This window comes from Terricaulis silvestris, from assembly GCF_009792355.1.
Taxonomy (GTDB): domain Bacteria; phylum Pseudomonadota; class Alphaproteobacteria; order Caulobacterales; family Aquidulcibacteraceae; genus Vitreimonas; species Vitreimonas silvestris.
Genome location: NZ_CP047045.1, coordinates 645262 through 672088 on the forward strand (window position 1 = coordinate 645262; position 26827 = coordinate 672088).

The window sequence follows — 26827 nt, forward strand, 5'->3', positions numbered from 1 at the left end:
AACAGCGGCGCCGGGAGGCCCACCAATGGGGAACGACGCTGATCGTCCGGGCGATGCATCGCAGGCACGCTACATCGACGGCGTCTTGTCCGAGCTTGACCGCTGGGTGTGGCCCGAACTGAAGAGCGATCAGAGTCTTTTCTATTATCGGTCGATCCGCCGCGTGCTCGCGGCGTTCATGGCCGAGGCGCCGGCCCAGCCAACAGTGTTCGAAGCGCCGATCGAACCCTTCCACGATGACGTGACGAAGCTCTCGGATCGCGCGCTCCATGCGGCGGCGCGCGAGGAAGGGGAGCGCCTGGACGCGGCGCTTGCGCGTGTGGACGCGCGCTTGGCGAAAGTGGACGCTGCCGAAGACGGCATCACCATCACGCAGGAGGCGCTGCAGGCATGCCTGCGCGCGATCGGCTATCCGCAGGCGCGTATTGAGCGCATGCGGGTCGTAACCGGCGGGCGCTCCAAACAAACCATCCTGTTCAGCGCCGAAGGGCTTGCCGGCTTGCCGCGCGACCTCGTCATGCGGCGCGATATTCAGACGGGCACACTCGGCACGGCCGTTGTCGATGAGTACGCGCTTCTGAAAGCGCTTCACGCCAATGGCGTGAACGTGCCCGAGCCGTTCGTTTGCGTGGAAGATCGGTCGCTGATCGGCACGCCCTTCTTGCTGATGCGCGCGGTGACGGGCGCGACGGCAGGCGAGGCCGTCATCGCGCCATCCGATCCGGCGCAAGTGCTCGCGGCCGCCCGCGCACTGGCGCGCATTCATCACGTGCCGCTGAGTGAAGTGCAGGCGCTGCCGATTTTCGCCCGCGCTGCGACGTCTAGCGATCCTTTGCAAGAAGCGCGATCGCTCTACGATGTTTGGCGAAACCAGGCGCGCGGCCAATCGCCGATCGCGGAAGCAGCATTCCGCTGGCTCTTGGCCAATGCCCCGCACGTCAGCGCCCGACGCGCGCTCGTGCACGGCGACTACAATTTTCACAACCTTCTCTACGATGGCGCCGAACTCAGCGCGGTGCTGGATTGGGAGCTCTCCCATCTCGGCCATCCAGCGGAAGATATTGGCTACATCAAACAATGCGCCGAGCAGACCGTGTCGTGGGATGCCTTCATGGCCGCGTATCGTGAAGCTGGCGGCTTCGAGGTGTTGGAGCGCGACATCAAGGTGTTCGCGTTGCTCACAACGCTGCGGCTAATGACGTACATTTTGCGCAGCCGGGCATTCTTCGAGGCGGGCAACACTGACAGCATCCAGAAAGCTGAAGTTAGTGTCCACTTCATGCCGCGTTTGCTGCAGCAGCTCTCGATCGAATTGCGCGACCTTATGGGTGGCGCGGCGAAAGAGGAGGGGCGCCCGTGAGCCCGACGCAAGTGGTGCTGGCCTTCGTCGATGCGTGGAACAGGCTCGATTTCGCCGAGATCTACCGGCTCATGGCCGACGACATCTTTTACCACAACATCCCACTCTCACCTTGTGTCGGGCGCCAAGCGGTCAAAGCCTACATGGACGCTTGGCCTGTCGATCAGTGCGAATGGGTCGTACATCACATTGCCGCGAACGGTCCGGTGGTGCTGACCGAGCGCACCGACACGTTCGTCAAAGACGGAAAGCAGATCGTCGTTCCAGTCATGGGCGCTTTCGAGATCGAAGATGGCGTGATCAAAAGTTGGCGTGACTATTTCGACCTCCGCGCGATCAAACCAAAGGCTGGCACATGAGCGACGCGACAGCCCTCGGCGCGCCGCTTGCCGCGCGCGATATCACCGCGGGCGCCTACAAATGGTATGTCGCGGCGACGTTGTGTGCGGCGCACGCCGTGTCGATGGTCGACCGCTTCGTCATGGTCCTGGTGACGGAGCCGGTGCGCGCCGCGCTTCTGCTGTCGGACACCCAACTGGGTCTGCTGCAGGGCACCGGTTTCGCCATTCTCTATTGCGCCTTCGCCATTCCGCTGGGCTGGGCGGCCGACCTTACCAACCGGAGAAACTTGATCGCCGCCGGCATCACGCTCTGGAGCGGCGCAACCATCGCAGCGGCCTTCGCCAATTCCTTTGAAATGCTGTTTGCGGCGCGGCTGGTGGTGGGCTTCGGCGAAGCTTGCCTCATCCCAGCCGGCATGTCGTTGCTGGTGGCGTATTTCCCGCGCGAGAGCTTGGGGCGCGGCGTTGCCGTCTTTGGGTTGGGCGTTAATATCGGCCTAGGCCTCGCCTTCATCGGCGGCGGCGCATTGTTGGCGTTGTTGTACGCCAATGGCGGCCTGACGGTTCCGGGCCTCGGCGCCCTCACGCCTTGGCAAGGCATCTTCTTCATTGCCGGCGCATCGGCGGCGCCCGTGTTGCTCATGCTGCTTTGGCTGCGCGAACCGGCGCGCGCGGACGACGGCGCGCGGGGCCTCGGGGAGAGCTTCGCCAACCTTCGCGACGGCGCCGCGCACCTGTGGCGCAACATCGACGCCTATGGCCCGTTTTTCATTGTCGGCGCCTGCACATCCACGATGGGATACGCGGTGACCAGCTGGTCCTCGAGCGTGCTGGTACGGCTTCACGACCAGGCGCCCGCGGACGCCGGCATGATCGTCGGCCTGGTGAGCGTCGTCGGCGGGCCGATTGGCACGCTGACCGGCGGGTGGGTGCTCGATGCGTTGAGCGCGCGCCGCGTTGTAGGGGCACCGCTCGTGCTGATGGCGGCCGGCGCGCTTCTGTGTTTTACGGCCGTGATCGGTTTCAGTACGGCGCCCAGTCTGACGTTGGCCTGCGCGTCGCTGCTGCTTTATTCGTTTGCCACAACGGGCGTCTTGCCGGGACTTTATGTTGGCATGCAGATGCTGACGCCTGACCGTTTTCGCGGCGTGGCTGCTTCGCTCAACATGATGCTTTACACCTTCATGGGGCTTGGCGTGGGCCCGACCGCGATTGGGTTGCTGAGTGACCGCATGGGGGGCGACGGCGCCGCACTGGGCACGGCGCTCGTTATTGTGGCCGCCGCACTTGCCGTGGTCATCGTCGGGACGGCGTTCGCGACCCGCAAGGCGTTTCACGCCAAAGTGCTCTAGCTGGATTTTTCAAACGCCATCAGCATTGACCGGCTGTGATCGACGAACTGCATCTCGTCAGCAGTGGCGTCGCGCGCGACTTCCGGACTGGCGCGCGTTGCGTGCATTTGTTCCAGCGACTCGAACATGACACATCCGACGCCGTCATACGCGTTGACGCTGGTGAGCCCGCTGCTCTGTAGCACGGCAACGATCTCCGCAGGCGCATCAGCGTGCAGCTGCTGGTATCCGGGCGCGGCGATGCGGCGCCCGAAGGGCGCGTGACCGATGCGCCATCGCTCCGCGAAGGCCGCCTTTGACAGCGCTGCGTGACGCTTGACCAGCATGGTGACGATCACCGGCCCAGAGTCCGGCTTTATGATGTGTTCGGCGCCGGCGATCGCAACGGATGCGTTCAAATCCAGCGCGGGTGCGAGCCGCGTGATCAGCGCCGCGAACTCCTGCGCGATGCGTTCGAACCCGCCGCGAAGAACGATGAGCGCCACGTGCGGTGAAGGCGCCAACGGCAGCGCGCCCGTGCCGTCCGGCGTGGGTTTGGGAAGCTGAAGCGCGAGGCGAGCGGCCGTTTCGACAGACGAAGGCCGAGCCTCACGACGCCAATTCGCCAGAGCGGCGAAAATGTCATCCGTCGCATCTTGCGATCTGGGCGCCGCGAAAAGCGTCGCTAAGGGCTGATCCGCGACGAGAGGGGTCGTAGCAGAAACCTTACGTTGAACTGCAAAGCTGAATTAATCTGTGATGGCACCTACTTAACGGCGTTATGAGGCCAAAACACTGCGATTCAAAGCCATTCTAACGAAAATGTTGACCATGTTACAAAACAGCGTTAGTTTTACCCTTCAGAGCACGCGCGGATTGGCTGGTGGCGACACATGCCGGCCGAAAGAAATGACGTGCCGGGGAGGGAAGCAGAATGCGAAACGGTGTGAGGTTTTGCGCGCCTGGTGCGCTGCTGGCGACAACGGCGCTGTTTACGGTGTGCGGTGCGCCGACGGCATTGGCGCAGGAGACGCCGACGGAAACGACGACGACCGAAGGCGACATCGTCGTCACCGCCCAGCGACGCAATGAACGTTTGCAAGACGTCCCGATTGCGGTCACTGCGCTCAACGCCGAACAGATCGAGAGCCAAGGGCTCCTCTCCACACACGATCTCGCGCAAGCCGTCACCGGTTTGACCATTACGGAGAGCGGCGCCTACGTGCAGCCGTTCATTCGAGGTGTCGGATCCACGGTCACCAATCTCGGCGAACAGGGTAGTACGGCGACCTACGTTGATGGCGTCTACATGCCTGCCGTGCACGGCCAGTGGTACGACATGGCCAACGTCGAATCGATCCAGGTGCTGAAGGGTCCGCAAGGCACGCTGTTCGGCCGCAACGCCAACACCGGCGCCATCATCATCACCACGCGCGCGCCGCAGCATGAGTTCGAAGGTGCGGCCGACGTTAGCTACGGCAACTACAATTCGTTCGGCTTCCGCGGCTTCCTCACTGGTCCCATCTCGGAAACGACGGCGTGGTCGCTCTCAGCGAACTTCGACTCTCACGATGGCTGGATTCGAAACCTTTTCCGTGACGGTGAAACCATTGGCGGCGGCCAGCGTTACGCGGTTCGCGGCAACCTGCTGATTGAGCCTACGCCCAATGTCGACATTCTTCTCTCGGCCGACACGATGCGTCAGCAAGATCCAACGCCGATCCTGATTCAGCCCATCAATGGCTATCAAGGCTACGTTCCGGGCGATCCCGGCATTGCAGGTCTCACGCCCGAAGGTCCTTACGACTTTATCGGCAACGAGAATGTCGATTTCATCAGCGAACAGGACGGTATTTCCGCGCGCGTCATTTGGGACATTGACTCTGTCACGCTGCAATCCATCACCGCGTTCCGCACGTATGGCTCCCGGTCCATCGAATATGATTCCGACACGACGCCGTTCCGCTACAGCGCAATCAACAGCACCGACGAAGGGGACAATTTCACCCAAGAGTTCCAACTTAATTCGAACGGGACAGGCCCGTTGAACTGGGTCGTCGGCGCGTTCTACATGAAGCAAAACGCCAACTACGATCCGCTGCTCATTCGTTCCGGTGTTGTGAACACCTTCATCACCGCCCAGCAAGTCACCGAAGCCAGCGCTCTCTTCGCCGACGGGACATACGATTGGGGAACGTTCGAATTGACGCTCGGCCTCAGATACAGCACCGAGGACAAGTCCTATGACGGACAGCGCAATGGTGTTCAGCTGGTGACTGATGCGTCAGCGTCATGGGAGGCGACAACGCCACGCGTGGTTCTCGCATATCACCCGAATGACGATTTCCTGCTCTACGCTAGCTATTCGCAAGGGTTCAAGAGCGGCTCATTCAACGCGAACGGCCTGTCTACGCTTCGCGTCAATCCGGAAACCGTGGATGCCTACGAGATCGGCCTGAAGATGAATCCTATGCCAGGGTTCACGTTCAATACGTCGATCTTCAGCTACCAGGCGATCGACATGCAGGTTCAGGCGCTTGATCCAAATACCAACCTCATCCGCATCACCAATGCCGCTGAAATGGAATCCTACGGCGCCGATATCGAAATCGGCTGGCGCCCGATTGACCCTCTGTCGCTGAGACTTGGCGTCTCGTATCTGCACACAGAATTTACGGATTTCCCGAACGCTCAAATTTTCGTGCCCAACCCCGGCTTCACTGACGGGCGCAACATGCCGATCCTTGCCGACGTCACAGGAAATGAGAATGTGCGCTCGCCGGAGTTCACGATCAACTTGGCTGCAGATTACACGTTTGATCTCGCGAGCGGCGGCAGCGTGGTGCCGTCCTTCAATATCTACCACTCGTCTTCGTTCTTCTGGGAAGTCGGCAATCGGATCGAGGAGCCTGCCTACACTTTGATCAATGCGCAGGTGACTTGGAACTTGCCGGGCGATCAAGTCGCGCTTTCGGCTTGGGGACGCAATCTGACCGACGAAGTGCACTTCCGGAACGTGGCCGCAGCAGCGCAAGCTGACCGTCAAGCCGCTGACGAGCCGATGATGTATGGCGTGAGCGCGGGCTTCCGCTTCTAACTACGCTGCGGGCGTCGCCGGCTTCGGCGTCGCCCGCGCTTTAGCGCTCAGCCGTGTTGCGCCACGCAAGCAGGCCGGTCTGCACCAGCCAAGGCATCTCCCGCCGTGCGCGTTCTTCGTGAGCGCTGATCGCCGCTTCATGGTGCAAGCTGTTGGCGATATCATCGATGCCTTCAAGCAGGCGCGTGCGCCGCTGTTCATCGACAGCGAATGGAATCTCTCGGTCGCCGGTCGTGATCGTGAGCGCCTCAAGATCCACCGTGAATGTCGCTCGCGCGGGATCGCGCGCTCGCTCCATCAGATCTTCAACAATGGCCCGATCGAGTTCGATCGGGAGGATGCCATTCTTGCAACAATTGCTGTGAAAGATGTCGGCGAAACTCGGTGCAATGATGCAACGGATGCCGAAATCGAGAAGCGCCCAGGGCGCATGTTCGCGGCTTGAGCCGCAGCCGAAATTCTCAAGCGTGATGAGAATCTTCGCTTCGCGCCATGGCGCACGGTTGATCACAAAGTCCAGCCGTTCTTGGCCGAGCTCGTCAAAGCGCTGATTGTGAAAGAGGGCGCCGCCTAAGCCTTGCCGCGACACAGTCTTGAGGAACGGCGCCGGCACGAGCATGTCCGTGTCGATGTTGGCGATGGGGAGGGGCGCGGCGATGCCCGTCAAGCGCACGAACGGCGTCATCACGCAAGCTCCCGCACATCGGTGAGGCGCCCGCGAATGGCCGCGGCTGCCGCCATCGCCGGTGAGACCAGATGCGTGCGCCCGCCGGGGCCTTGGCGTCCTTCGAAGTTTCGGTTGGACGTCGATGCACACCGTTGACCAGGCGCCAAGCGGTCGGGGTTGAGGCCGAGGCACATCGAACAGCCCGCATCGCGCCATTCGAATCCGGCCTCGACGAAGATGCGATCCAATCCTTCTTCTTCGCCTTGCGCCTTCACGGCGGCTGAGCCGGGCACAACCAACGCGCGCACGCCGTCGGCGACATGGCGGCCCTTCGCGATCGCGGCGGCCGCGCGCAGATCCTCGATGCGGCTATTGGTGCAGCTGCCGATGAACACAACGTCGATCGGCAAACCGTTCAAGGGTTGCTTCGCTTCAAGGCCCATGTACGCGAGCATGCGCTGGATTTGCGCGCGGCGCGCGGGATCCTGCTCCATGGCTGGGTCCGGCGTTTGCCCGGCGATCGTGGTCACCGCTTCCGGGCTGGTGCCCCACGTCACCATTGGCGCGATGTCGGCGGCCGCTAGCGAGACGGTACGATCGAAGACGGCGCCGCGATCGGACGGCAACGTCCGCCAATATGCCTTGGCTTGATCGAACGCCGCCCCATGCGGCGCGCAGGGTCGGCCCTCGATCCAAGCAAATGCTTTTTCGTCCGGCGCGATCATGCCTGCGCGGGCGCCGGCTTCGATCGACATATTGCAGATCGTCATCCGCCCAGCCATGTCGAGCGCGGTGATCGCTTCGCCCGCGTACTCGATCACGCATCCAGTCGCGCCCGCGGTGCCGATCTTTCCGATGATTGCGAGGATGATGTCCTTTGCCGTGACGCTGGCGCCGAGCGCGCCGTCGATCCGAATGAGCATGGTCTGCGATCGCTTTTGGATCAGCGTCTGGGTCGCCAGCACGTGCTCGGCTTCCGATGTGCCGATACCGAAGGCCAAAGCGCCGAACGCGCCGTGCGTTGAGGTGTGGCTGTCGCCGCAGACGATGGTGGCGCCAGGGAGGGTAAGACCCTGTTCGGGGCCAATGATATGAACGATGCCGTGGCGTGCGCTAGTGAGGCCGGCGTAGGGAAGGCCGAAGTCGCGCGCGTTGCGCTCCAGCGTCTCGACTTGAAGGCGGCTGGCGGAATCGTCTATGGCGCCGAGGCCACCGGCGCGATTTTGCGTTGGCACGTTGTGATCGGCGACGGCAAGCGTGAGATCGGGACGGCGGACACTGCGATGAGACGCGCGCAATCCGTCAAATGCCTGAGGGCTCGTCACTTCATAGAGCAGATGCCTGTCGACATAGAGTAGCCACTCGCCGCCGCCGAGATTCGCGACGGCGTGCGCGTCCCATACTTTCTCGTAAAGTGTACGCGGTCGTAACATCAGCCCGTTTCCCGCGCTTGCGCCATGAGCACGGCTTGGCGCACGCGCCCGCCCGAGCAAGCGTCCGGAAGTGCTGCGCCATCCCGCGCGACCGAAATGAGCGCCGCAACGTCGATGCCGGTGCGGACGCCCATTTGTTCGAATGTCCAGACGACGTCTTCTGTCGCGACGTTGCCGGTTGCGCCCGGCGCAAACGGGCATCCGCCGAGGCCAGCGAACGAGGCGTCGAAGACGCGCACGCCGGCATCGTAAGCCGCCAGCACATTCGCCACCCCCAGTCCGTACGTGTCGTGCCCATGAAAGGCCCATCGCGAAACGAGCGGCAATCGCGTCATCGCAGTTTCGAACAGCGAGCGCACCCGATCGGGCGTGACGCGACCGGTCGTGTCGCACAGCGCAACTTCAGCGTCCGGGCTGCTCTCGACCAAGTGCTCCAGCAAAGCAAGTGTCTGTTCGGGCGCGAGCGGGCCGTCGAAGGGGCAGTCGAACGCCGTCGCGACGTTGAGGCGAATGCGAGTCTGATCGCCGACAGTCTTCGCTAGCGTGGCATATTCCGCCGCGGAGTCCGCAGGGAGGCGCCGGACATTGTTGAGATTGTGCTTTTCGCTTACCGAAAGCACGAACGCGATATGGCGCGCGCCGGCGCCGATGGCTTTCTCGGCATAGCGTACATTCGGTGTGAGCACCTGTACGTCCAAGCCCGGCAGATCGCGGGACGCCGCCAGTATCTCCGCTGCGTCCGCCATTTGCGGCACGGCTTTGTCGCTGACGAAGGCGGTGGCCTCGACACGCCGCACGCCCGCGGCGTGGAGCCTGGCGATCATATCGATCTTGGTCGCGGTGGGAATAAAGGCCGCGATCGCTTGAAAGCCGTCGCGCGGTCCAACGTCGACGATCGAAACGGCGCGCTCGCTCATCACACCACTCCGTCCGCGCGCAGGGCGTCGATTGCCGCGTCGTTCATAGCCAGCAATTCATGTAGCACTTCGCGTGTATGCGCACCGAGCGGCGGGCCAGGCCACCGCACGCCGTTCTCTCCGTCGATGCGCGGGACGATCCCCACATGCGTTACGGGTCCGTCAAACGCTGGATCGTCGACGCTCTGAATCATGCCGCGATGCAGGTACTGAGGATCAGAGGCGCAATCCGCGGCAGTGTAGACTTTCGAGTTCGGAATATCTGCCTGCGTGAGTTTGTCGATCAACGCAGATGTACCGTAACTGCGCGTCCAGTCCGCGATCAGCGCATCCATGGCCGCGACATTTTCAACGCGCTCCTGATTGCCGCGAAAACCTTGCGCGCCAACGAGCTCCTCGCGGCCCATCAAGCCCATCAACTTCGCAAACAATGGTTCGGAATTGGCGGCGATCAAAACCCAGCCGCCATCGGCGGTCGGATAGGCGTCAGAGGGCGCAGCCGTCGCGATGCCGCCGCCGGTCGGTTGCTTGATCTTTGCGAGCGCGCCGTACTCGGGCAGCATGCCTTCCATCAAGCTGAGCACACTTTCAGTGAGCGCGACGTCGATTGTGTGCGCGCTACGATCGCCATCGCGGCCCTCTCGGCGCCAGAGCGCAGCCAGAATGCCGATTACGGCGTAAAGCCCAGAGATTGAATCGCCGATACTGACGCCAGCGCGAACAGGGGGGAGGTCGCTCGCGCCGGGGCGATGGTTGGTGAGATGGCGGAGCCCACCGATTGCTTCGCCGATCGCGCCGAACGCCGCGCGGTCGCGGTAGGGGCCGCTTTGTCCGTATCCGGAAATGTGCGCGATGATGAGATCTGGACGGTCGCGTCGCAGTGTCTCTGGGCTTAATCCCAGTTTGTCGATTTGGCCGGGACGGAAGTTTTCGATCAACACGTCGCATTGCGCGGCGAGCGCGTGAACGATGCTCTGCGCCCGCTCTGTTTTCAGGTTGAGCGTGATGCAGCGCTTGTTACGGCCGTGGACGGACCACCACAGCGACTTGCCGTCGATTTGCTCACCCCATTGGCGGACGGGGTCGCCTCCGGGCGGTTCAACCTTGATCACGTCGGCGCCGAGGTCGGCCAAAATTCGCGCAGCGAAGGGCGCGGCTACAAAATGCCCGATCTCCAGGACTCGCACGCCGTGCAACACGCCCAGTCGCCGGTTGATGGTCATGTCCGAACCTGCCCAGAGGTTATCATCGAAGCGTTCAAGCGATATTGGCCAGCTGGGGCACAACTTCGGCGCCAGCCAATTCCACCATCGCAACATATTCCTCGCGCGGCACGCCGCCCATATCCATCTTGATGATATTCAAATCCGCGCCGAGCACAGCGTGGAGACCTGCAAGGCGATCGACGAACTGGGCTGGGCTGCCAACGATTGCGGGCCCCTCGGTCGTGAGCAATTCATAGTCGAAAGCCGCTTTGGCGAAAGCCGGCGGATCGGGATTGACCTTGTGCAGCATGTCTTGGTTGAACGTGTGATAGGCGCGGTAACGCGGCTCGAACCTTTTGTGCGCTTCGGCGCTGGTGGGAGCGACCCAGCCGTGCCAGCAGGCGCCCACTTCCGGCTTGTGCTTGTGACCCGCCGCCGCGAACGCCTCGCGGTACATATCGGCGACGCGTACGAAGTTTGATGGTTTTCCGAACGCGCTTGGCAGCATCAGCTTGACGCCGAGACGCCCGGCCAATTGCGCGGTCTCAGGCGAACTGCCGCCGCCGATCCAGAACGGCAGACTATCCTTCTGCACCGGCGTCGGCTGCAATTGCTCGCCGGTAATTGGCGGGCGGTATGATCCCTCCCAGTGCAGCGGCTTGCCGCACCACAGTTTGCAGAGCAGCTCCATGGCTTCGGCGAAACGCGCGGCGGATTCCTCGAGCGGCTGTCCCATCAACTCGTAGGTCTTGGTGAAGAAGGTGCCGCGTCCGGTGGCGATCTCAACGCGCCCGTTGGAGATCACGTCCACGGTTGCGTAGTCCTCCGCGATGCGGAGCGGATCGAGATTGGCAGCAAGTGCGACGCCAGGCGTGAGCCGCAAGCGCTTAGTGCGCGCTGCGATCGCCGCTAGCAAAACCGGCGGCGCTGAGAACGTGTACCCAATGCCGTGATGTTCGCCGATGCTGATGCTGTGGAAGCCGGTCCTGTCGGCTGCTTCGCAAGCCTCGATCGTCATGGCGTAGCGTTCGGGTGCGGAGAATTTCCTCCCCGTGATCGGGTCATCGACAATATCGCCGAGCGACAGAAGACCGAGTTTCATGCCGCGCTCTCCATAAACAGACACCGTTAGATAACCTGAAAAGGTTGGTGCCGTCAAGCGGACCGCCGGCGGCAGTGGGCAGAGAAGGGCGTCGGTTGTCTGGATTACGAAACGGAGTTAGGTTTGTGTTTTGGTGTTGAGCAGGAAGCCACCCCTTTGTTCTCGCAGAAACTCCACGCCGACGGCGTTCTCGAGGTCGTCATCGACCGGCCGCCGGTCAACGCCTTCAACATCGGGATTGCTCACGACTTGGCGCTGTGCCTCGAAGGCGTGGCGGGGCGGGATGATGTGCGCGTCGTCGTGTTGCGCAGCGATGGCAGGGGCTTTTGCGGTGGCGGCGATGTCAAGGAAGTCGAGTCTCTCAGTGGCTTCGAGGGCATTCTCGGCCAGTCCTCGGGATCTTTGCGGCTGAGCCTTGCCATATTGATGTGCGCGACACCTGTGGTGTGCGGCGTACACAATTATTGCGTCGGCATCGGCGTGCTGGCGGCTGGCGCGAGCGATGTTCTTGTGGCCTCTCGCGGTACGCGGTTCGTCCTGGCTGAAGTGGACAACGGCGCGACGGCGGGCGCTGTGCAAGCCTTGAAGTTGATGCCCGAAAAGCGAGTGCGCGCTGCCATGATGACGGCCGAGTCGGTGCTTGCTGAGGAACTGCAGGCGCTCGGTTCGATCTACAGTCTCGTTGAGGCGCACACGGACGTCGCCGATGAAGCGCGGGCGATCGCGTCGCGGATCGCGCAGAAGAATCCAGCCACGATGCGCCGGCTTAAGCGGTCGCTCAACAATACGACCAAGGCTCACGAGCTGGAGGCGGCCTATCGGGCTGAGATGAGCTACACTTACGAACTGAACATCATGGGTGTGGCGTCAGAGGGTCGAACAGCCTTTATTAAAGGCGATCGGGCCAGTTATGGGGCAGACGCCCCGCATCCGCCGTCGCGCAAAGACGGCGGTAAGCAATAGCATCAATCGCGGGTTTTCGTGTCCTTCTTAGGTTTTGGTGGCGGCGCGCTTTTGCCGGTAACCGCCTCATATTCGGCTAGGATGGCGTCAAGCGCGGCGCGCGCCATCACTTCGAACACGCGTGCGCGGCTGATGTCGCGGTGTTGGCTGACGTGAAACAAGAACGGATACTGCGTTTTCCAATTGTCGGTGCCTTCGTCGGCCTCGACCGCCGATTCATAGATGGCGCACCCAAGCGGAAGCGCCTCAAGGCCTTCGAGGATCGGCATGATCGCGCCCGGCGGAACCCCTTGCACCGCGAGAAGGCCGGCCGTCGCGTTGTGTTCGGCGAGGCCAATGCGCAGAGGGTGACGGCGCATCAGGACGGGGATCAGATTGGGATGCGCGAGCAGGGCTCGCCAGTAGGAGATCGCGTTCTTGATGAACCACTCACGCCAGTCCGTGTCGGTCGTGTTGGGCGTGCGGATATCCGAGAGCGCCAGCTCGCACACGCCGACAAGGATGTGTTCCTTGCTTTTGAAGTGGTGATAGAGCGAAATGCCGCGCACGTTCAGCTCGTCTCCAAGGCGGCGAATGCTCAGCGCTTCGAGGCCTTCCTCGTCAATAATGCGCAGCGCCACTTCGAGGGTTCTGCGCCGTGAGATGAGCGCCTGTTTTGGCCGGCCCATAATGTCTCCTTGTCGACATCCGCGAGGTCTAAATCAACGGCCGCTAGGTTTAATACCAAATGGTTTGCAAGGAAAGTGGCAACGCCTTGAACGCTGTTGCAATAGAAAACAACCACTGTTAGGATTAAGCCCACTACCAGCGTGGCTGGGTGTGTGTTTTCAGTTTGGCGCGCTCTCCAAGGGAGGCAGGCGTTGCGTACGGACCGCAGGAGAGACGCGGCAGCCGATTGGCCCGCTCACTACGGCAGGACCAAGCCGCAGGCGATCGCCTTGCGCAATCATGAGTCGAATGAGACTCGCACCTGGGCGCAACTCGATAAGCGCGTCGGCAAGCTCGCGCACGTGCTGCGTAACGACCTTGGCCTCAAGCCCGGCGATCGCGTCGTCAATCTCTCAAACGGCGATATTCGCCATTTCGAATTGCAGTTCGCCTGCGCGCGCGCGGGCCTGATCTGGGCGCCGCTGAACTTTCGGCTCACCACGACTGAACTCGCCGGGCTCTGTGAAGACTTGCAGCCGGGCCTGATGGTGACCGATGACGCGTGGAGCGCCGCGGCGCGCGAAGCGTCGAAGATGGCTGACGTGCCGCGCACGCTGACCTGGGGCCCAAACCGCGAATTGGATGAGATGGTCGAACGCGCGCCCGTGTTCGCCGAGCATGAGGAGATCGACCCCGAAGCCCCGTTGCTGATTCTGTTTACATCCGGCACGACTGGAACACCAAAGGCCGCCGTCATCACTGTGGGCGGGCTCGTTTGGCAGGCGTTGAACCAGGCGCAATTCTGCGGCAACGCCGAGAGCGGCAGTCACGTATTCCTGCCGCTGCCCCTCTTTCACGCCGGCGGTTTGAACAGCCAGGCCAATCCGATTCTCTATTTCGGCGGCCAGGTCACCGTCGCGCCGCGTTTCGATCCGGACGTCGTCGTCAAGTTTGCGGGCGATCCCGCCAACAAAGTCACCCATCTCGGCCTCGTGCCGATCATGTATAAAATGATGTCGGAGAGCCCGGCGTTCGCTGGTGCTGATTTTCGTTGCGTACGCAATTTACTGGTTGCCGGCGGACGGCTTCCCGACGCGCTGCGCGAAACGTACGCGGCGAAAGACGTTCAGTTCATGTCGCAGTATGGCGGCACAGAAACTGGTCCGACGATCACATCGCTGGATGGCGCGCGCGTCGACAAACTGCGCGCCGGCTCCTGCGGACAACGCGCGATCCACGTGCAAATGCGCCTAGTCGACGAAACGGGCAACGACGTCGAGCAAGGCGAACCCGGCGAGGTGTGGGTCAAAGGGCCCGCCGTCATCAAACGCTATTACGGCCGCGACCCCGAGAAGGATTTTCCGGAGGGGTGGTTTCACACCGGCGATGTCGCGTGGGAAGATGACGAAGGCTTCCTGTACATCGTCGATCGCGTGAAGGACATGTACAAGTCCGGCGGCGAGAACGTCTATCCGGCGGAAGTTGAGCTCGTGCTCGCGTCGCATCCGGCCGTCGCCGAAATCTCTGTCATCGGCGTGAGCGACGAGCAATGGGGCGAAGTCGGCCTCGCTGTCGCGGTCGCGCGGCAGGGGCACACGCTGACTTTGGAATCCTTGTGTGCGGTCTGCGAGGGCCGCTTGGCGCGATTCAAGCGGCCAAAGCACTTGGTCGTGGTCGAGGAATTGCCCCGTAATGTCACCGGCAAAGTCGCCAAGCACATGCTGCGAGAGATGTTTCGCGGCAGTCGCAGCGCTTAGACGGCGAGGGAGAACTAATGTCTGAAGCCGTCCGTTACAGCCGCAAACCGTACCTCATTGTTCATCGTGAGGAGCGTGTCCGCAAGGACGTCTACGGGTCGATCGACGACGCGGTCGTATTGCAAGCGCAACTCATGCGCGGCGAGGCGCCATCGAAGACGGTGCTGATCGCGATGCACCCGATTGGCGCGCCTGCCTATCTGCCGATCTTTCCGCAACTGGCGCGCGCCGGCCACCACGTCATTGCTTGCGCGTCCCGATATTCCAACGGCGACGCCGCGCTTGAGATGGAAAACGTCGTGCTCGATCTCGCCGCGTGCGTGCGCGATGCGCGCGAGCGGTTGGAGTACGAAAACGTCGTGTTGATCGGCTGGAGCGGCGGCGGTTCGCTCATGGCCGGCTTCCAGGCCGAAGCGCAAAAACCGGTAATCAAGGCGACGGCTTCGGGTGAGTCCACGCCGCTCGCCAACGCCAAGCTACTGGCCGGTGACGCGCTCGTGCTGGTCGCTTCGCACAGGAGTCGGCACCATCTTCTGACCGGTCAGCTCGACGCCTCGATCATCGACGAGTTCAATCCGGACAAGAAAGATCGCGCTCTCGATCTCTACGACGCCGCGAACCCCGCGCAGCCGCCTTACTCGAAGGACTTTCTCGCGACCTACCGCGACGCGCAATTGCGGCGCAACCGTCGCATCACGTCGTGGGTGAAGGAAAAGTTGGCCTCGCTGAAGACGGCTGGACGTCCGCACGACGAGCATTGCTTCGTTGTGCACGGCACGATGGCGGATCCACGGTGGATCGATCCTACTGTCGATCCGAACGGACGGCGCCCGAATTGGACATACCTCGGCGATCCACGCGTCGTGAACAACAGCGCCGCGGGGCTTGGCCGCTACTCATCCTTGCGGAGCTGGCTCTCGCAGTGGAGCTTTGACGATGCTCAGTTCGACTCCGTCGGCTCCGGTCCGCGCATCACGGTTCCAAGTCTTGTGCTGACCGCCAGCGCCGACGACGCGTGTCCGCCCGCGCATACGGACGCGATGTTCGACGCGCTCGGCGCCAAGGACAAGCAGAAGCATCAGATCGATGCGGCGAACCACTATTTCTCTGGGCCTGATGGCCGCTCACAGCTCGGCGAGGCCGTCGAGTTTATTTCCGCGTGGCTGGAGAAGCGCGGCTTCGGTATTTAGCAGGCGATTGGTTATGAAAAACACGTTCATAGTCGGCATTGGCGGCACGCTACGCTCGGATTCATCGAGCGAGCGCGCGCTGCGTTTCTGTCTGGATAAAGCCGCCGGCGCGGGCGCTCGCACGGCGATGTTCTCGGGCGAAGACTTGCGCGCGCCGTTGTTTGAGCCGGGGCAAGCAATAGCCGACGGATCGATGCGCCGTCTGGTGGATGCATTGCGGCAGGCGGATGGCGTCATCATCGCGTCGCCCGGCTATCACGGCAGCATCTCTGGATCGCTCAAGAATGTTCTCGACTACACCGAGGAAATGGCGCGCGACGAGCGTCCTTATTTCGAGGGCCGCGCCGTCGGCTGCATCGTGTCCGCCGGTGGTTGGCAAGCCGCCGCCGCCACGTTGGCGGCGCTTCGCGCGATCGTGCATGCGCTGCGCGGTTGGCCGACGCCGCTGGGTGTGCTGCTCAATTCTGCGGAGCCCGTATTTGAGGCTGACGGCCGTTGCCGGTCCGCCGAGACGGCCGGCGCGCTCGGCATCATGACCCAACAAGTGCTCGACTTTGCGTCGACCCGCCGCGCTGTGTTTCCTGACGCGCGTGTTGTCGCGAAACGCGTAGCGACAGCCGGCTAGGCGGGTGAGGAGCGCTCCGTGACGGATCTGCGCGGCAAGGTAGCCTTCGTCACCGGCGCTTCGAGCGGGTTGGGCGCAAGATTCTGTGAAGTGCTTGCGAAGGCCGGCGCGCGCGTTGCACTCGCGGCGCGCCGGGCCGACCGGCTTACGGATTTGGTTCAGAGCATAACCTCGCAAGGCGGCCATGCCGTAGCGGTCCCACTTGATGTCGCTGACGTGTCGGCCATTGGCCCCGCCCTCGACGTTGCCGAGAAGGCGTTAGGCCCGCTCTCGATCATCGTGAACAACGCAGGCGTTGGCGGCGCCGGCTTAGCGCTCGACATTCCGGTGGAGACCTTCGACGAAACATTCGCGGTGAATGTGCGCGGCGTTTATTTCGGCGCGCGAGAGGCGGCCAAGCGCATGCTCGCCAATGGCGTGGCCGAAGCCGGACAAGCGCGCATCATCAACGTAGCGTCGATCGGCGCCTTCGCCAATCTCGGCGCGCTCACGACCTACTGCGCCAGCAAGGCGGCGGTGGCGTCGTTGACCAAGGGCTTGGCGCGTGAGTGGGGACCGAAGGGGATCGCCGTGAACGCGCTGTGTCCCGGCTTCATCGAAACTGAATTGAATAGCGCCTGGATCCCGACAGAGGCGGGTCAGAGGACGGTCAATCGCTTCCTCCGCAAGCGCGTGATGGAACTTCAGTCCTTGGACGAAGCGTTGCTGCTCTTGGCCGGCCCCGCGGCCGCGGCAATCACCGGAACCTTGCTGACCGTCGATGACGGCCAATCACTTTGAGGCGTTGCGATGAATGTCGTCATCATTGGCGCTACCGGCAAAGCCGCAGCGCGGCTCATCTCTGAATTGACGCGCCGCGCGCACGCCGTCCGCGGGCTGGCGCGCCATGTTGAAGGCGCCGACATCGGTATTCCACTCTTGCAAGTGGACGCGAATGACCGTGCCGCGCTTGCGCACGCCGTGCGGGGCGCCGATGCCGTGTTTCTCTCTGCGCGTTTCGTTTCGGTGCAGTCGGCACCAGTGATTGGCGCGATGCAAGATGCGGGTGTCCGGCGCTTGCTCGTGGTTGGCGGCGCGGGCTCGCTCGAAGTGTCGCCCGGCGTACAGCTGCTGGACACGCCAACGTTTCCAGATGTGGCGCGGCCAGAATCCCAGGCGGGCCGCACGTTTCTTGCCGCGCTCAAGGCCAGCGACCTCGATTGGACCTTCCTTTCGCCGCCGCTGTCGTTCGGACCCGGTGATCGCACCGGCACATATCGTTTGGGAGGCGATCAACTGATGCGCGACGACAGCGGCGCGAGCGCGATGTCGTACGAGGATTTCGCCAAGGCGCTCGTCGATGAACTCGAAACATCCGCGCACACGCGCCGGCGTTTTACCATCGCCTACTAGGAGGCTCGTTTGACGCCCATCACTGTCGGCGCCGCCGAAGACGTTGACTGGGACGATTCGGCGGACGTCGTTATCGTCGGCTATGGCGGAGCGGGCGCGTGTGCCGCGCTATCGGCGCGGGAGAACGGCGCAGACGTCCTGATCGTCGATCGCTTCGGGGGCGGCGGAACGACGGCATTCAGCGGCGGCGTGATCTATGCGGGTGGCACGCGGTTTCAGCGCGAAGCCGGTTATGAGGACAACGCCCAGCAGCTCCGCGATTATCTGGCGATTGAAGTCGGGCAGGTGGTGAAGCCTGAAACACTGGCGCGATTCTGCGAAGGCAGCGCCGCCGACGTTGAATGGCTCGTGAGCCACGGCGTCGAATACGCCTCCGATGTCTTCCTCGAAAAGACGACGTTCCCGCCCGAGGGCAAGTATCTCTACTTTTCCGGCAACGAAAAAACGCCGGCCAACGCAGTGCGTACACCGCCAATACCACGCGGACATCGCGCTGTCGGCGCGGGCTACGGCGGTCAGTATTATTTTGCGGCGCTTTCCAAAGCGGTGGATCGCTCAGGCGTGCGCGTGCGGCGTCACGAGAAAGCGAGCAGCCTTGTCGTCGATCGCGCCGGGCGCGTGGTGGGGGTCGAAGTGATGAGTGTGCCGGAGGCGCATCGCGCTGAGCACCAGGCGCTGCACGCGAAAGCGAGCCCGTCGCTGCCGCATAACAACAAGGCGGTCGAGCGTTTGCGCCAAGCCGCCATCGCGCTGGAAGAGAAAGTGGTCGAGCCCAAGCGCATCCGCGCGCGCCGCGGCGTGGTGCTGACAACCGGCGGGTTCACGTTCAACCAGGACATGTTGCGCGGCGTCGATCCGAGTTTTGCCCGGCATTACCTCAAACTGCATAATCTCGCCACGCTCGGCAATGACGGCGCGGGTGTGGCTCTCGGCCAATCCGCCGGCGGCGCCATCGGGCGGATGGATCAGCTCTACATCGCCCGCAACATCGCCCCGCCGGAAGCAGCGGTCGAAGGCGTAATGGTGAACCAAGAAGGCCGGCGTTTTGTCAACGAAGACGCGTACACCTCCGCTGTTGGTGGCGCGATCGCCAAGCAGAGTGATTGCCGTGCGTGGCTGATCCTGTCGCCGAAAAGCTTCTGGACCGCCGTGCGTCAGGCGATGTTCTGCGGCTGGCATCGGTTCAAATTCTTCGGCTTGCCGAGCCTGATCAATTTCGCGCTCGGCGGCACCAAACGCGCTTCAAGCATCCGGGGCATCGCACGCGCTTGCGGCGTCAACGAAGCGGCACTGCGCGCGACACTCTCGGCGCACGATCGCGCGATTGCCGAACAGCGCACCGATCCCGGCGGCAAGAACGAGGCATACTGCGCACCAATGGGTGAGGGGCCGTTCTATGCGATTAGTATGTCGCTTTCGAACGGCTTTGCGCTGACGCCATTCATGACGCTCGGCGGACTGAAGGTCGATGAAGAGACTGGCGCCGTGGTGCGCGAAGACGGCGCCCCAGTCGCTGGACTCTACGCCGCGGGGCTCTGCGCCGTTGGGCTGCATTCCAACGGCTACATCAGCGGTATTTCGCTGGCTGACGGCGTGTTCTCTGGCCGCCGCGCGGGCCGCTCCTGTGCACTAAGCCCATCACGCGCGGGGCATCCGTTGCCCGAAACGCTACCATTGTGACCGACACGTTATTCGCACCGCTGTCGCTCCGGCACGGCCGTCCATTGCGGCACCGACTGTGGTTGGCGCCACTCACCAATCTACAAAGCAACGATGACGGCACGTTATCGGATGACGAGCTTCGTTGGCTGACCTTGCGCGCGAGCGGCGGCTTTGCGTTGGCGTTGACATGCGCCTCACACGTGCAAGCAATCGGCAAAGGCTTCCCTGGGCAGTTGGGCGTGTTCTCCGATGCGCACCTGCCTGGGCTTTCCCGACTGGCGCGCGCCATCTCCGCGGAGGGTGGACTTTCCGCAGTTCAGTTGCAGCATTCGGGCATGCGCGCGCCGAGAGGACTTATCGGAGGCGCGCCTGTCGGCGCGTTCGACGACGCGAAAACCGGAACGCGCGCACTCTCAACCGGTGAGGTCGAGCAAGTCGTAGAGGACTTCATTGTCGCCGGTCTTCGCGCCCAGTGCGCGGGTTTTGACGGCGTGGAAATCCATGGCGCCCACGGCTATCTGCTTTGCCAATTTCTTGATCTCGGGCGCAACACCCGTGCGGATAAGTACGGCGGGTCTCCGGAAAACCGCGCGCGCATGTTATTTGAGATCATAAGCGGACTACGCGGCCGTGCGGGCGCTGACTTTCAGATTGGCGTGCGGATCTCGCCGGAACGCTACGGCGTCGATTTTCACGAAGCGCGTGCGTTGGCGGCGAGGCTTATGGCGAACGACGCCGTGGACTATATTGACTTGTCGATGTGGGATGTACGCAAGGCGCCCTCCGACGCCGCCTCTCAAGTCAAGCCCCTGCTTGACTACTTCATCGACCTCGAGCGCCATGGTTGCCGTTTGTGCGTCGCCGGCAAGATCATGGGCGCGGCCGATGCGCGATGGTGCCTGGAGCAGGGCGTGGACGCGGTTCTGATCGGGCGCGGCGCAGTGCTGCATCACGATCTTCCTCGCCGCATCGAGAGCGATCCGACCTTTGTCGCCGCGCCTAGACCAGTTACGCGCGACTACCTTCGCGCCGAGGGCTTGGGCGAACGCTTCGTGGACTACATGGCCAGTTGGAAAGGCTTCGTAGCCGATTGATCGCCGCGCGAGAAGTTATTCCTCGCCGCGCCGTTGCGATTGCCGTGCGTGCCGCAGGACGTAGGCGCGGATGTTTTCCGCCTCGCGCGGTGTCAGCACATCTCTGAACGCGATCATACCGTTGTCTTCTAGCGCGCCATCAATGACGACAGAGCGCCAGAGTTCTTCGCTGCGCAGCGCGCCAGAGCGGCGGAGGTCAGCGTTGTAGGCAACCGACGCATTGCCGCCGTGGCACGTCGCGCACGTGCGATTGTATTCGGCCATGCCCAAGTCCGCGTTACCTCTGCTGGTAATGCCGGTGACATCGATCGGTGCGGACGGCGGCGGATCATAGGCCGGCGCCTCTGCTGTGCCGCCAAGGCGGAACACTAAGAGGCGGCCCGGCATACGTGGGCGGTCGGGGACAACGCGTCCGACGATGGCTCCAGCGCCGCCGAAGCCAACCATAATCGCGATGTATTGCTGGCCATTGATCCGATAGCTGATCGGGGGCGCGATGATGCCGGTACCTGCGTCGTAGGACCAAACTTGCTCACCGTTCGTTGCGTCATACGCCACCAGGTGACCTTCGGCGTTGCCCTGAAACACGAGATCGCCGGCGGTGACGAGCGTACCACCGTTCAAGAAGTATGGATGCTCGACTGTCCAGCGCGCGCGGCCGGCCACCGGATCCCAGGCCACTAATTGCCCCGTTGTCGCCGCGCGAATGGCCGCGAGTTGATCTTGCGGGAATTCCGGCAGCTGGATCGCCACGTTTTGTCCGACCGGCCGGCGCTGGAAGTTCGGATCGCGCGCATATCCGCCGCCCATCAATTGCACCGGAATGTACACGAGCCCAGTGCGCGGGCTGAATGACATGGCCTGCCAGGAATGCGCGCCGAATGGCCCCGGCTGCAGCAACGCCGTGCCGGTTTGGTAATGCGCATTCTCCGCCAAAATCGGACGGCCGGTTTCCATGTCAACGCCAGTGGACCATGTGACGGGCGCATAGGGCGTCGCGGAGAGGAGTTCGCCGGTTCGCCGGTCGAGAACATAAAAATAGCCGTTCTTCGGCGCTTGCATGAGCACGTCGCGCTCTTGGCCGTTGATGGTCAGCCGCGTCGCAATCATGTGCTGCGTGGCCGTGTAGTCCCACGAATCTGACGGCGATGTCTGGTAGTGCCAGACGTAGGCTCCGGTGTCCGGATTGACGGCGACGATCGACGACAAGAACAGATTGTCGCCTTGACCGCCCGAGCGGCGATAAAAGTCGAACGGACTTCCGTTGCCGGCGCCAATGAAGAGCAGGTTGGTGTCGGGATCGTACGTCATCGAATCCCACGCGGTGCCGCCGCCGCCGCTGATCGTCCATTCGCCGGGGGACCAGGTCTGCTGCACGACGTCGCGCATGACGTCGTCAGACGCCGCGCCGTCGGCGCGCCCTTCCGGGTTCGGCGTCAGATAGAAGCGCCAAGCTTGCTCCCCGGACGCCGCGTCATATGCGGTCACGTAGCCGCGCACGCCGAACTCAGCGCCGGCATTGCCGATGACAATTTTGTCCTTCACGACGCGTGGCGCGCCAGTAATCGTGTAATGCCGTCCCGGCACGCTATGATCGACGGTGTCGACCGACCAAACCAACTCGCCCGTGCGCGAATTCAGTGCGATGAGACGCCCATCCAGCGTACCGACAAAGACGCGATCCCTTCGCAGGGCCACGCCACGATTGACCGCGTCGCAACACGCGTCCGCCAACGCCTCGCGCGGCACCTGCGGATCATAGCTCCACAACAACTCGCCGGTTTCGGCGTCCAGGGCGTAGACGACGGACCATGCAACACTTGTGTAAATCACGCCGTCCGCTTGGATCGGGGTCGCTTCCTGCCCGCGGTCGCTCTCGAACTGGTAGTGCCACGCAAGCCCAAGCTGGGCGACATTCTCGCGATTGATCTGATCGAGCGGACTGTAGCGTTGCTCTTGATGATCGCGGCCGTGTAGAGCCCACTCATCAGTCGAAGCTTGTCCGCACGAGGCGAGGATAAGCGCCGTGCTGGCCAGTACCGCCGCCGCAAGTTTCTTCATGACCATCCCCCGGGCGGTTCAGATTGGCGCTGTGGGCTCTTCGTTGAGAATAACGGTCTTGCTTTCGAGATAAGGAAGCAGGCCAGATCGACCGCCCTCTCGCCCGATGCCAGAGCGCTTGAAGCCGCCGAAGGCGATGCCGAAGTCGCTGCGAAAGCCGTTGTGCCCCACAGTGCCGGACCGCAATTGGCGCGCGACTTTCATCGCTCGATTCACGTCCGCGGTGAACACCGAGTTGTTGAGCCCGAAGTCAGTATCGTTAGCGATGGCGATGGCGTGATCCTCGTCGCGCGCCGGAATTACGCAGATCACCGGGCCGAAAATTTCCTCGCGCGCGACCTTGGCCTCGTGCGGGACATTGGCGAAGAGAGTCGGTTGCACGTAATAGCCGCGGTTCAGGCCTGGCGGGCGCGCGCCGCCTGTGGCGAGCGTCAGTCCTTCGTCCTTGCCGCTGGCGATATAGCCTTCGACACGATCAAGCTGCCGGCGCATTGCCAGCGGTCCCATCTGCGTTTCAGGGTCGAGCGGATCGCCGACGCGAATCTTCTTCATTGCCGAGACGAGTCCGTCGACCAATTCGTCATGCCGACGCTGTGGGATCACGACGCGGCTCAGGGCCGAGCAGAATTGCATGGAAAGCGAGCTGAGTTGCGGAACGATCGACTCGATCACGATATCGAGCGGAGAATCGTCCAAGACCACCGCCGCCGATTTGCCGCCGAGCTCCAAAGTGGCGCGCGCCATGCGCGACCCGCAAATAGAGGCGACACGCTGGCCAACCGCGCTTGAGCCGGTGAAGCTGATCTTATCGACATCGGGATGGCGCACCAACGATTCAGATTCCTCGCGGTCGGCCATCAGCAAATTGACGACGCCTGGCGGCAAGCCAACTTCCTCGAAGATCTCGCCCAAAAGTGTCGCGGCGAGCGGCGCCTCCGGCGACATCTTCGCCACCACCGTGCAGCCGGCGAGCAGAGCCGGGGCGATTTTTGAGCCAAGCATCATAAGCGGCGCGTTCCACGGGATGATCGCGCCAACGACGCCCACGGGCTCGTGAATGAGAAGGCCGACCGCGCCGCCGGCGGTTGGCGTGTGGCGCTCCACAAACTGGAATGTGGAGGCGAGATTGGCGTAGTCGCGGAAGAGCGTGGCGCCGACTATGCCCATAAACAAACCGTGCGCCGCGAGACCGCCGACCTCGTGAGTCCAGATCGAGCCGAATAACTCTTTCTCTGCTTCGATCTTGTCGGCGATTTTGTGTAGGTAGGCAGCGCGTTCGGCGTGGGAAAGTCGCGGCCATTCGCCGTGATCGAACGCCTCGCGGGCCGCGGCGACCGCGTCGTCGATGTCCTGCTCCGTCGCGCAGGGGACAGTCGCGTACACGCTCTCGTCCGAGGGCGTAATGATGTCGAACATCCGCCGGCCGACGGGCGTCACCCACTTGCCGCCAATGAAGAAGCGGCCCTGCTTGATCCGATTGAGCCTGCTGCCGACGCTCATGAGGCCTCCCTGGTCCTCCGACTTAGGGAGGAGCTCAATTTGCGGGAGAAACTAACGGCGTATTGTTCTTGTAGCAAGACTCATTTGTATTCCGAGCACCTCGCTGCGGTGTAGTTTGCCTTACAATCAGCGACACGCTTCAAATCACTCCGGTAAAGCGCGCCGCGCCTGCCTTCCGGTCCCCGAGGAATTCGGTTCACAAGCCTAACGCTGTATGATAATAATCTCGCATCAAGACGTCGGGGAGGCGTCTGGGCGGGCGCGAAAGGCCTGCCTGAGAACAAAAACCGGGAGGGAAAGTGTTATGGGTTTCAAGGGGATGATGCTCATCGGAGCAGCCAGTTTCTGCCTCGCTTCACCTTCGTTCGCGCAAACAGCTCCGGCTGCTCCAGAAGACCCGGGCGGCCTCGAAGACATCGTCGTAACCGCACAGCGTCAGTCGCAGTCGCTGCAAGACGTGCCAATCGCGGTCACCGCGGTCACCGCCGACGAATTGGAATCGCGCGGCATGACCGACACGCTCTCGGTGGCGATGTCGGTGCCCAATCTGTCGCTCCCGGAAAACGGCGTCTCGGTGACGCCCTTCCTTCGTGGCGTCGGATCGAACCAATCCAATCCGAACGACGAGCCGTCGGTCGCCACCTACGTAGACGGCGTCTACATTGCTTCCCCGACGGGCAACATCTTCAGCTTCAACAACATCGAACGGATTGAAGTTCTGAAGGGCCCGCAAGGCACCCTGTTCGGACGCAACGCAACGGGCGGCGTCATTCAAATCGTCACGCGCGATCCGCAACAAGAACCGCTGTTCGACGCTAGCGTCGGCTATGGCGACTACGACACGACGGAAGCTTCGCTTTACGCTTCAACGGGTTTGGCGCCGAACTTCGCGGTCGACTTCGCCGTCCTCTACAACAACAACAATGAAGGTTACGGCCGCGACATCAACCGTGACGCCGATATCATGATGCGCGACGAATTGGCCGCGCGGACCAAGTTTTTGTGGACGCCGGGCGAAAACACAGAATTCCGCCTCGCACTCGATTACAGCCGGCTCGATTCCACCGGCACCGATTATCAACTCGCGCAGGGCGTGATCGGCGCCGACACCGTGTCGACCTACCCAGGCGAACGCCGTACGTCTACGGATTTTGCCAATACTGGCGACAACGAAGTGTACGGCGCGTCACTCCGTTTCGACCAAGACTTGAATTTTGCGCGTTTCGTCAGCATCAGCGGGTATCGCCATGTCGTCGGCGATTTTCACCTCGATCAGGATGCGTCGCCTACGCCGATCGTCCAGGCGTACATCAATCAGTTCGCGGAAAACTATTCGCAGGAATTCCAACTCCTGTCTCCGGAAGGATCGACGATCGATTGGTTGCTCGGCGCCTATTACTTCGATGCTGACTTCGCCTACACGCCGTTGGCGATCGAAGGTTTTGCGGCGGCGCCGTTCACGCGAGTGGAACTGTTCGGCTCGCAAAACACGGAATCGCAATCCGTCTACGGGCAAGTGACTGCACCGATCATGGCGGATACCAACCTGACGGTCGGCTTGCGCTACACGATGGAAGATCAGTCAACCGACGCATCGGTTGTCGGCGACGGCGGGACAGTCCTGCCTTGGGGCGTTCTTGCGCAATCACAAGACTTCGAAAAACTTACGTGGCGGATCTCACTCGATCATCAGTTCTCACCGACCATGATGGGCTACGTCTCGTACAATCGCGGTATCAAGAGCGGTGGTTTCAACATGATCAACGCCGGCACGCCCGGCTATGACCCGGAAATCCTGGACGCCTATGAAGTCGGGCTCAAGAACGAGTTCTTTAACGACACTGTTCGGCTGAACATGGCGGCGTTCTTCTACGACTATGCCGACATCCAGATTTTCAATATCACCGGTGGCGGTGCGGTGCTCACGCAAAACGCGGCCGCGGCGGAATTGTATGGCTTTGACGCCGATCTGGATTGGCTTGTGAACGACCGGTTGACGCTATCGGCCGGACTTGGGCTCTTGCACAGCGAGTATACGAGCTTCCCGGACGCCACCTTCACACCGCCGTCGCCGCTTGACGGTCCGCAAACGACGGGTGATGCGACCGGCAATGAGCTCGTCAACGCCCCGGGCATCAGCGCCAATCTGTCGGCGGACTACGTGATCCCGACCAACAGCGGAGAGTTCCGTCTTGTCGGCGCCGTTTCCTATCGCGATGACACGTACGTTTCGCCGGACAACCGCCTGACGATCCCCGCTTTCACCGTGGTCAACGCCACTTTGGGCTGGACTGCGCCGAGCGGGCGCTGGGGCGCGCAACTCTGGGCAAGAAACCTGTTCGACGAAGCGTATTACGCGAACCGGACAGAGCAGGCGCTTGGCGACATCCAATATCTCGCCCCGCCGCGCACTGTCGGCGTCACGCTCAACGTGCACCTCGAATAGTTGTCTGAGACCGGCGTCGAAGGTGTTCGGCGCCGG

General features: G+C 62.4%; 22 protein-coding genes. 13 read left to right on the plus strand and 9 right to left on the minus strand.

Annotated features, from left to right (window positions below; translation table 11 throughout):
* Positions 1 to 25: 25 nt before the first annotated feature.
* Genes DSM104635_RS02970 through DSM104635_RS02980 form a run of 3 tightly spaced genes read left to right on the plus strand, consistent with a single transcriptional unit; the run spans position 26 to position 3053 of the window.
* Complete coding sequence (locus tag DSM104635_RS02970; RefSeq protein ID WP_158764773.1) at positions 26 to 1360, plus strand: phosphotransferase family protein; 1335 nt, start codon at positions 26 to 28, stop codon at positions 1358 to 1360.
* Positions 1357 to 1719, plus strand: coding sequence for a limonene-1,2-epoxide hydrolase family protein (locus tag DSM104635_RS02975; protein WP_158764774.1), 363 nt, complete (start codon positions 1357 to 1359; stop codon positions 1717 to 1719). The genes DSM104635_RS02970 and DSM104635_RS02975 overlap by 4 nt, the downstream gene beginning before the upstream one ends.
* Positions 1716 to 3053, plus strand: coding sequence for an MFS transporter (locus DSM104635_RS02980; RefSeq protein ID WP_158764775.1), 1338 nt, complete (start codon positions 1716 to 1718; stop codon positions 3051 to 3053). The genes DSM104635_RS02975 and DSM104635_RS02980 overlap by 4 nt, the downstream gene beginning before the upstream one ends.
* On the opposite strand, the gene DSM104635_RS02985 is transcribed toward DSM104635_RS02980, so the two are convergent.
* Complete coding sequence (locus tag DSM104635_RS02985; protein ID WP_158764776.1) at positions 3050 to 3538, minus strand: EthD domain-containing protein; 489 nt, start codon at positions 3536 to 3538, stop codon at positions 3050 to 3052. The two genes, DSM104635_RS02980 and DSM104635_RS02985, sit on opposite strands and share 4 nt — an antisense overlap.
* 428 nt (positions 3539 to 3966) lie before the next feature.
* On the opposite strand from DSM104635_RS02985, the gene DSM104635_RS02990 reads away from it, so the two are divergent.
* On the plus strand, positions 3967 to 6129 hold the full coding sequence (locus DSM104635_RS02990) for a TonB-dependent receptor (RefSeq protein ID WP_158764777.1): 2163 nt from the start codon (positions 3967 to 3969) through the stop codon (positions 6127 to 6129).
* A gap of 40 nt (positions 6130 to 6169) precedes the next feature.
* On the opposite strand, the gene leuD is transcribed toward DSM104635_RS02990, so the two are convergent.
* Genes leuD through DSM104635_RS03015 form a run of 5 tightly spaced genes read right to left on the minus strand, consistent with a single transcriptional unit; the run spans position 6170 to position 11453 of the window.
* Entirely contained in the window at positions 6170 to 6814 is a 645-nt protein-coding gene (leuD, locus tag DSM104635_RS02995; RefSeq protein ID WP_158764778.1) for a 3-isopropylmalate dehydratase small subunit, read from the minus strand.
* Positions 6814 to 8229 (minus strand): 3-isopropylmalate dehydratase large subunit, encoded by a 1416-nt coding sequence (leuC, locus tag DSM104635_RS03000; RefSeq protein ID WP_158764779.1) that lies wholly within the window; start codon positions 8227 to 8229, stop codon positions 6814 to 6816. Before leuC ends, leuD begins: the two co-directional genes overlap by 1 nt.
* Positions 8229 to 9146, minus strand: a complete 918-nt coding sequence (locus DSM104635_RS03005; RefSeq protein ID WP_158764780.1) for a hydroxymethylglutaryl-CoA lyase — start codon at positions 9144 to 9146, stop codon at positions 8229 to 8231. Before DSM104635_RS03005 ends, leuC begins: the two co-directional genes overlap by 1 nt.
* On the minus strand, positions 9146 to 10369 hold the full coding sequence (locus tag DSM104635_RS03010; protein WP_158764781.1) for a CaiB/BaiF CoA transferase family protein: 1224 nt from the start codon (positions 10367 to 10369) through the stop codon (positions 9146 to 9148). Before DSM104635_RS03010 ends, DSM104635_RS03005 begins: the two co-directional genes overlap by 1 nt.
* Positions 10370 to 10403: 34 nt before the next feature.
* On the minus strand, positions 10404 to 11453 hold the full coding sequence (locus DSM104635_RS03015; RefSeq protein ID WP_158764782.1) for an LLM class flavin-dependent oxidoreductase: 1050 nt from the start codon (positions 11451 to 11453) through the stop codon (positions 10404 to 10406).
* A 156-nt stretch (positions 11454 to 11609) separates the two neighbouring features.
* Between DSM104635_RS03015 and DSM104635_RS03020 the strand changes: the two genes are divergently transcribed.
* Positions 11610 to 12416 (plus strand): enoyl-CoA hydratase-related protein, encoded by an 807-nt coding sequence (locus DSM104635_RS03020; RefSeq protein ID WP_158764783.1) that lies wholly within the window; start codon positions 11610 to 11612, stop codon positions 12414 to 12416.
* Between the two features lie 2 nt (positions 12417 to 12418).
* Here DSM104635_RS03020 and DSM104635_RS03025 read toward each other — a convergent pair whose 3' ends face one another.
* Positions 12419 to 13084: a TetR/AcrR family transcriptional regulator gene (locus DSM104635_RS03025; protein WP_158764784.1), complete on the minus strand. Its 666-nt coding sequence runs from the start codon at positions 13082 to 13084 to the stop codon at positions 12419 to 12421.
* Between the two features lie 192 nt (positions 13085 to 13276).
* Here DSM104635_RS03025 and DSM104635_RS03030 point away from each other — a divergent pair, with 192 nt between their 5' ends.
* From DSM104635_RS03030 to DSM104635_RS03060, 7 genes are read left to right on the plus strand one after another with little or no spacing between them, the layout of a single operon-like run.
* Positions 13277 to 14821, plus strand: a complete 1545-nt coding sequence (locus tag DSM104635_RS03030; RefSeq protein ID WP_158764785.1) for an AMP-binding protein — start codon at positions 13277 to 13279, stop codon at positions 14819 to 14821.
* Between the two features lie 17 nt (positions 14822 to 14838).
* The gene (locus DSM104635_RS03035) at positions 14839 to 16011 is read left to right on the plus strand and encodes an alpha/beta hydrolase (RefSeq protein WP_158764786.1); all 1173 of its coding nucleotides are present in this window, start codon (positions 14839 to 14841) and stop codon (positions 16009 to 16011) included.
* A 13-nt stretch (positions 16012 to 16024) separates the two neighbouring features.
* Positions 16025 to 16636 (plus strand): NADPH-dependent FMN reductase, encoded by a 612-nt coding sequence (locus DSM104635_RS03040; RefSeq protein WP_158764787.1) that lies wholly within the window; start codon positions 16025 to 16027, stop codon positions 16634 to 16636.
* Between the two features lie 18 nt (positions 16637 to 16654).
* Positions 16655 to 17416: an SDR family NAD(P)-dependent oxidoreductase gene (locus tag DSM104635_RS03045; protein ID WP_158764788.1), complete on the plus strand. Its 762-nt coding sequence runs from the start codon at positions 16655 to 16657 to the stop codon at positions 17414 to 17416.
* A 9-nt stretch (positions 17417 to 17425) separates the two neighbouring features.
* On the plus strand, positions 17426 to 18028 hold the full coding sequence (locus DSM104635_RS03050) for an NAD(P)-dependent oxidoreductase (RefSeq protein ID WP_158764789.1): 603 nt from the start codon (positions 17426 to 17428) through the stop codon (positions 18026 to 18028).
* Positions 18029 to 18037: 9 nt separating this feature from the next.
* Positions 18038 to 19708, plus strand: coding sequence for an FAD-binding protein (locus DSM104635_RS03055; RefSeq protein ID WP_158764790.1), 1671 nt, complete (start codon positions 18038 to 18040; stop codon positions 19706 to 19708).
* Entirely contained in the window at positions 19705 to 20784 is a 1080-nt protein-coding gene (locus tag DSM104635_RS03060; protein ID WP_158764791.1) for an NADH:flavin oxidoreductase, read from the plus strand. The genes DSM104635_RS03055 and DSM104635_RS03060 overlap by 4 nt, the downstream gene beginning before the upstream one ends.
* A gap of 15 nt (positions 20785 to 20799) precedes the next feature.
* Here DSM104635_RS03060 and DSM104635_RS03065 read toward each other — a convergent pair whose 3' ends face one another.
* Positions 20800 to 22845: a PQQ-dependent dehydrogenase, methanol/ethanol family gene (locus tag DSM104635_RS03065; RefSeq protein ID WP_228445820.1), complete on the minus strand. Its 2046-nt coding sequence runs from the start codon at positions 22843 to 22845 to the stop codon at positions 20800 to 20802.
* Positions 22846 to 22863: 18 nt separating this feature from the next.
* On the minus strand, positions 22864 to 24345 hold the full coding sequence (locus DSM104635_RS03070) for an aldehyde dehydrogenase (RefSeq protein WP_158764793.1): 1482 nt from the start codon (positions 24343 to 24345) through the stop codon (positions 22864 to 22866).
* 304 nt (positions 24346 to 24649) lie between these two features.
* Between DSM104635_RS03070 and DSM104635_RS03075 the strand changes: the two genes are divergently transcribed.
* Positions 24650 to 26791: a TonB-dependent receptor gene (locus tag DSM104635_RS03075; protein WP_228445821.1), complete on the plus strand. Its 2142-nt coding sequence runs from the start codon at positions 24650 to 24652 to the stop codon at positions 26789 to 26791.
* The last annotated feature ends 36 nt before the right edge of the window (positions 26792 to 26827 follow it).